The organism is Oleiphilus sp. HI0117, assembly GCF_001635235.1.
This window is the reverse complement of record NZ_LWGA01000898.1, coordinates 1-5,619: the sequence shown is the minus strand read 5'-3', so window position 1 is coordinate 5,619 and position 5,619 is coordinate 1. Positions and strand designations below refer to the sequence as shown.

At 46.3% G+C, this 5,619-nt stretch carries 7 protein-coding genes; 1 reads left to right on the top strand and 6 read right to left on the bottom strand.

The features are described from left to right. The 5 genes from A3757_RS15915 to A3757_RS15895 form a co-directional block, all read right to left on the bottom strand. Positions 1–758, bottom strand: a 758-nt coding sequence (locus A3757_RS15915; RefSeq protein ID WP_197470072.1) for a transglycosylase domain-containing protein, incomplete at its 3' end; no start/stop codon positions are given. 96 nt (positions 759–854) lie between these two features. Further along, positions 855–1,217 carry a putative zinc-binding protein gene (locus A3757_RS15910; protein ID WP_304439193.1) on the bottom strand — a complete coding sequence of 121 codons (363 nt, stop codon included), beginning with the start codon at positions 1,215–1,217 and terminating at the stop codon, positions 855–857. Positions 1,218–1,278: 61 nt separating this feature from the next. After that, the gene (locus A3757_RS15905) at positions 1,279–1,776 is read right to left on the bottom strand and encodes a hemerythrin domain-containing protein (RefSeq protein WP_068508607.1); all 498 of its coding nucleotides are present in this window, start codon (positions 1,774–1,776) and stop codon (positions 1,279–1,281) included. A 191-nt stretch (positions 1,777–1,967) separates the two neighbouring features. Continuing rightward, a complete protein-coding gene (locus tag A3757_RS15900; protein ID WP_068508609.1) occupies positions 1,968–2,243 on the bottom strand; it encodes a hypothetical protein in 276 nt (91 codons plus the stop codon). Between the two features lie 248 nt (positions 2,244–2,491). Beyond that, a complete protein-coding gene (locus A3757_RS15895; RefSeq protein WP_068508611.1) occupies positions 2,492–4,174 on the bottom strand; it encodes an acyl-CoA dehydrogenase family protein in 1,683 nt (560 codons plus the stop codon). A gap of 170 nt (positions 4,175–4,344) precedes the next feature. Between A3757_RS15895 and A3757_RS15890 the strand changes: the two genes are divergently transcribed. Next, positions 4,345–4,998 (top strand): TetR/AcrR family transcriptional regulator, encoded by a 654-nt coding sequence (locus A3757_RS15890; protein ID WP_068508613.1) that lies wholly within the window; start codon positions 4,345–4,347, stop codon positions 4,996–4,998. Positions 4,999–5,048: 50 nt separating this feature from the next. On the opposite strand, the gene A3757_RS26895 is transcribed toward A3757_RS15890, so the two are convergent. Next, on the bottom strand, positions 5,049–5,619 hold a 571-nt coding region (locus A3757_RS26895), incomplete at its 5' end, for a hypothetical protein (RefSeq protein WP_068739905.1).

Below are 5,619 nucleotides of genomic sequence, written 5' to 3'. Positions count from 1 at the left end.
TGGGCTTCCAGCATCAGAGACATCAGTGCTTCATTTACCTTTCGGCTAAGTGATCGCTCTCGACTGAGATAAAAATTCTTGACCAATTGTTGGGTAAGCGTGCTGCCACCTTGAACAACTCTGCCCGCTTTCAGGTTTGCCCATGCAGCACGCGCTATGGATAGCGGTGAAATGCCTAAATGATGTTTAAAGTCACGATCTTCAGTGACAAGAAGGCTGGCAATGAGTTGGTCGGGTATGTCTTCGTAGGGTCGTAGGATTCTTTCTTCTTTAGTGCGGGGATAAATGCCGCCCACTTTTAAAGGCTCTAGTGTATAGAGCGCTTGATGACTACCCAGGCCTTGCAGCTGGGTGACGATATCGTTTTCTATATGAAAACGAAAGTGACTACTCTCTTGATAACCTTCAAGTGTTTGATGAGCAGGTACCTTTAGTTCAACAACTTGATGGGTGCTTGATAGGTGACGAATGGAGTAGCTGCGTTCGGATTTAGGTTCCGAACGGGCTTGATAACCTAGCATATTGAGTTCATCAAGCAGATTGTTGGCGTTTAGCGCCTTATCGTTATAAATTTCGAGGGTGCGGGCAAATACTTGAGCTGGAAGCGCCCACCGCTTGCCTTCAAACTTATATCTGACCTGAGCATCGAGATATATGCACCAGGCAAAGAGCAGTAAGGCCAAAACACTTAGTATCTTCAAGCTAGTTGGGCGAAGAAGGAGAGGGCGCTTGTGCCTGAAATTGGCGGAGTTAGTCATTTCGCGTCAAGTACTTATTGTTGCAGAAGCTGCTAGGGGCTGAAAGAGCTAGTGTATCAGAGCCAAGCGGAATGTGTGAGGCTTAATACGATAAGACTAAAAGTGCGTCTGAGGCTTACTTTGGATCGACGAAAGCTTTTTCGAAACATAAGTGTAAGCGTGTTCAAATTCTTGCTTTGAGAAGTTTTGATGCTTTACTTTCTTGAGTTCTAGGTCAGTCAGTGTGAGGTGAAGTGTGGGGGTGACTTGAACTTTGTTAAGGCATTGTTTTACACAATGCAAAGCACAGCCATCTAGGGCCAGGATCGGTCGCTCTGATTTCGCTTGTCTAACTAATGATTTAACCTGTCCGCCAACGCCTGCTATACAAGACATTTCAGCTTGTCCTAGACGGTTCAATTCTAGGGCTAATTGATTGGTAAGCTGGGCGACATTAGAGCAGCCAGAGCATGAGTACACGATAGGCTGCTGTTCTCTATGATTCATCTTTTACTATCAATATCAGTGAGTGCCAGAACTGTTAGGCGCGAGCAAAGAGTAGATTGTTTTCAATCGAGATATGACTTTGCAAATCTTCGATAAATTCAGAAATTAAGGCATAAAGCCTTGTCCAGGTATTACAAGCGTCTTCTGGTAATGTCAGCTGGTTCGTTAGCTCTGATAGCTGGGAGATTGCACCAGCATGTTCATCGTGCTCATGACGCATCACCGAGATAGGGCCCTGAGCCATTGCTCCCATTCCTTGTTCCAGCATAGGGAAGAGGATGTTTTCTTCCTTAAACATATGTTGTTCGAGCTCTATCTTCATTGTTTGCAGGTGATTAGATAGGCCATGAGGACACTCTGGGTGTTCACCGTGTACAGATTCAACTCGAGCAGCCTTTTCATTTAGTTCGCTAAGCTGTTGTCGATGGACTTCATGGTAGCGCTGCAAGATATGAGCAATTAGTTCAGGGTTTGATAGAGATTCTAGAGGCTCAAGGGTGCTATTGCCGTCTGTTAAAGTTTGATCGGGCATACTTCCTCCACTTCATAAGAACGGGGTGGGCAACTATAGTATCGGAATTCTTTTCAGGGCGAGCTTTTATCTTAAGAACATTGCCGAGCCGAAGCTATACAACCTAGTTGATATAAGAGGGATAAAAGGGGGTAGAGCAGATAGAAAAATAATAGGCTGCTCAGGAGGGGCTCCTGAGCAGTTAGCAGCGCTTATTCAGCGGCTTCAGGGCATTCTATTGAGCCTGCTTCGCGCATGTCGCCAAGTGGCACGTTAAGGTTGGTATCGCTATCGCGTTTTGCTGAGCCGTGATAGATTGCCCTGCACTCACCAGGTGAAGACAATTTGCAGTTTTCTAAAGCTGCCTGAGAGGCTTGTTCCTCTGTTTCATAAGGGCCATGAAATTGGCGGTTTTCGAGGTAGAAATATCCTTTTTCTATGTTTTCATCGACCACGATTACTTCATCGATTTCTTGTGCTACAGACATAGTTTCTCTCCCGTATATTAAACACTATTCAATTCTTACTGAGGCCAAACTTAGTGTTTAGACCTTACTAAATGCTGTTTCTTTTCTACTGTGTTAGCAGTTAACCAGCGGTGTCGAATAGTGACTTTTATAATTATTATCGTTGCTAGTTCAAAATTTATAAGACGAAATCACCTATGTCTTTAGAAGAAAAACAAGCCTTCATAGACTATTAAGCCCGGTAATGTCCCGGGCTTATTCGCTTCGTCTTAGTTCGGTGTTGCTCGATTAATGATCGAGTAACAATCAATATCGCCTGGTAGGGTACCATAAACCCAACCTTTGTTGTCACTTTTTAGTCTGGCGAGGCAAAACGCATTGGCGATTTCTTCATTTCCATATTGGAGTAGGCTTGCCCCTTGGAAGCAAAGTGCCATCTTTTCAACGATTCCTCTGGAGCGGTATTCTATATCCTTCTGATTAGAGAATTCTTGATGAAGATCATTTAGGGCTTCATCCATCAGTGAATGCTTACCTTCTACAGTATGCAATTCGGTCAGGAAGGCTTGTAGAGATTCAGGATTACGACGCGTGGCGCGAAGCATGTCCAGGCACTGGACGTTGCCACTACCTTCCCAAATGCTATTTACAGGAGACTCTCTGAATAGTCGGGGCATAATACTATCTTCCATTACGCCACTACCGCCAATGCACTCCATTGCTTCATAGGCGTGGCCGGGGGCCCGCTTGCAGATCCAGTATTTGCCGATAGCAGTTCCCATGCGCACTAAATGTTTTTCCTGCTCGTGTTCACTGCTTAAGTCGAGTGCCCTCGCCATGCGCATGCTTAAAGCCGTAGCTGCTTCGTGCTCAATAATCAGGTCGGCGAGTACATTTTGCATGAGTGGTTGTTTATCGAGTGTATTGCCAAACACCTTGCGTTGGCGGCAGTGATGAGTGATTTGGGAGATTGCCTGGCGCATCATGCCCGAGGTGCCAATCATGCAGTCAAAGCGGGTCATGGCAACCATCTCTAAAATTACCGATACACCTCGACCTTCTTCGCCGATCATCCACCCCATTGCTCCGCGTAGCTCAGTCTCACTGGAAGCATTGGAGACGTTCCCCATTTTATTTTTCAGGCGTTGTACTTGCATCGGATTCTTGCTGCCATCGGGTCGCCAGCGTGGCACCAAGAAGCAAGAAACACCCGAACTAGTTTGGGCGAGTACTAAAAATGCGTCTGACATGGGGGCTGACACAAAATATTTGTGCCCGATTAGTTCGTAAACCTGTCCGGGTCCCTGGGCACCCATTGCAAAGGCGCGCGTACTGTTTTGTCTAACATCGGAACCACCTTGTTTCTCGGTCATTGCCATACCTATTGTGAGGCCTGCCTTTTCTTCATGGCTGACATTTCGGTAGTCATATTCTCGATGCATAACTTTGGGGGCCCATATGTCATAGATATCTGGCTGCCTTTTTAGTGTCGGAATAGCGGCAGAAGTCATAGTTATAGGGCAGCCATGACCTGCTTCAACCTGGCTCATCATATAGCTCTTGGCGGCACGTGCGACATGAGCGCCTGGGCCAGGTTTAGTCCAATGGGAAGAGTGGATGCCTTCCTTAATTGAGAGCGCCATGAGTTGGTGGTAAGAAGGGTGGAAGCGTACCTCATCGATACGCTTACCATGGCGGTTGTGAGTAAAGAATACCGGTTTATTCTCGTTCGCCTGAAAGCCCCATTCAAGCACTTCGGCTGACCCGGTGACCCTGCCAAAACGTGAAAGATCCTCGCTGTAAGCTTGTCCTTGATGAGCTTTAACTGCATCTTTGAGTGCGGCATCTTCTTCATAGGCATTGTAGTTTTCCAATGCTTCGGGTTGATTCTCGACAGTGTGAGTTTCTGGCCAATAGGCGTTGCTCGGCTTGAAAGATTCAGAAGAGGTCATGGTCGCTTACTCCGTACCTTTAGATAAAGTGAACTTGTATTCATTTGTTTGTGCTATTGAATCACGCGATGCTTCAATAGTCAATTCTGCGCATTTAGGATAAAATTCAAGGACCCAGTTCTAAGAGCTCTTCATAAGCTCGTGTGAAGAGAAAAACTAAAGAGTATTCCATGGCATATCGCCCGACAGAAAAAACTGAAGCCAGAAAGAAAGCACAGCGCAAACTGCTCTTGGATACTGCTTTGCAGTTAGTCGCTTCGGGAGGTTTTCAGTCTTTAACCATTGCTTTGTTGGCTGAAAGGGCAGATGTTGCGACCGGTACTGTATATAAGTACTTCGCATCGAAAGCAGAACTGTGCGCAGAAGTGTTTCGGGTGGCCACTGAAAAAGAAGTCAGGAATGTACAGCTAGCAGCTTTTCCTCAGGTGGAAGATGAACTCGAAGGTCAGCAAGAAGGCGAGGCATTGAGCTGTGAGCAACGTCTGAAAATGGCGTTAGAGATTTTCTCTAGAAGAGCTTTAGAAGGGCGTGGTCTGGCTTATGCCTTGATAGCCGAACCGGTAGACTCAAAGGTTCAGCAAGAGCGCTTAAAATATCGACGAGCCTATGCCGAGATATTTGAGGCCTTGGTGACAGAGGGAGTCGAAAAAAATGAGTTTGCACCCCAGAATGCGTTGATATCTGCTGGTGCGATGGTTGGTGCATTGGCAGAAACATTACTTGGCTCTATCGCCAGTGCCCAACAAACGCCTGGCGAATTCAAGCCCGAAGAATGGATTGAAGAAATATTGAGCTTTTGCCTTTCAGGTGTTCGTCGCGCCTAAGCGCTTTTGAGCCTGAAAGGTTTGAACATTTAAGAGATGAGCCTCAGCTTCTAGCGCCTACGACGTAGGCTTTCTTTTTCCTTCGTACGCTGGTCAAGTCTGGCCATAATTTCTGCCATTTCTTTTGCTTCTGCAGCCGCTTTGGCAGCCTGTGCAGCTTCGCGTTCCATTTTCTCTTTGGCGATGGCTTCTTTAATTCGCTTTTCCTTGGCAGCTGAGCCAACACGTCCTTCTGGTAGTTTGTCTTTAGCTGGGCTGGTTTTAGCTTTGTTGGTCTTTAATCTGGTATTGCTAGTTTTGCTTGCAGTGGATGTTTTGGTTTTCGGCGCACTCGTTTTAGTGCTGCTACCTGCGCGGTTTTGCCGACGCTTCATCTCGATATTCATCATGACCGCTTTCATATCGTCAAAGTCTTTGGTTGAATCAGACTTTCGCAATTCGACGACTTCTGCTTTCTTTTCTTCTTTCTTGACTGTTTCTGCTTGGGCAGCAAGATAAGCTTTTACATCGATGCTGGTGACAGGGCCGTGTTCTTTTTTTGTGCTACGATTTTGGCTAATGCTGCTCTTGTCTTCAGGCGTATTGCTGGCGGCCTTAGCCGCGGGGCTTTGTTTATGGATT